General features: G+C 63.6%; 1 protein-coding gene. It reads right to left on the bottom strand.

All coding sequences use genetic code 11. The features are described from left to right. The coding region (locus ATY29_RS02505) for a DUF4082 domain-containing protein (protein WP_133118230.1) at positions 1 to 807 on the bottom strand (807 nt) is incomplete at both ends.

Here is an 807-nt window from a genome sequence, read left to right as displayed (position 1 = left end):
GTCGCCACATAGGCGCCTGTCGTGTGGTAGGAGGCGACATAGGTCGTGTTGGCGGCAATGGTGAAGGGCGTCGTGAAGTTCGCCGTCTGCCAGCCGCTTGCCGTGGTGTTGGTGAAGGTGGCGCTGGCAAGTTTGGTGCCCGTCGAGCTCCACAGGTCGACGACGTTCTGGCCGTTGTCGTTGGCGCTGCGGTAGAACCTGATCCCGGTAATGTCGCCGCCGACGGTCGACGTGAACTTGACGCCGAGTTCGAGCTGCTGGCCGTCGTTGAGGTTCGTCTGGGCCGGTGTGCTGGAGGCGGAGAACAGGCTGTAGGTCGTTGGCGCCGTCCCGGCAGCGATAGTGAAAGTCTCGTTGGCCGCAAGACCGCCGATATCGGTTGCCGTGACCTTGACGCCATAATTGCCTGCTGTCGTCGGCGTGCCGGAGAAGGTGCGCGTCGAGGCGTTGAAGGCGAGCCAGCTGGGAAGCGCCGTGCCGTCGGCAGCCGTTGCCGAATAGGTCAGCGTTTCGCCGCTGTCGACATCGCTGAAGGTCGTCGTCGGCAGCGTGTAAGAGAAGGCCGAGCCAAGGGTGGCGTTCTGCGTCGCCGTCTGGACGGCGAGCACCGGCGCGTCATTGGCACCATGGATGGTGACGGTGAGGTTTGCCGTGGAGGTAGCCCCGGCGGCATCACGCATCGTGTAGCTGAAGACTTCGCTCAGCGTGTTGGTCGACAGGCGCAGCCCCTGCACGGCGCCATTGCTCTCGTTGATCGTATAGCTATAGGTGCCCGATGCACTGAGAACGAGACTGCCATAGGTGCCG

It is taken from the genome of Rhizobium hidalgonense (assembly GCF_002914525.1).
Lineage (GTDB): Bacteria > Pseudomonadota > Alphaproteobacteria > Rhizobiales > Rhizobiaceae > Rhizobium > Rhizobium hidalgonense.
The sequence above is the reverse complement of the archived record's forward strand: the minus strand, read 5'-3'. Positions and strand labels throughout refer to the sequence as shown.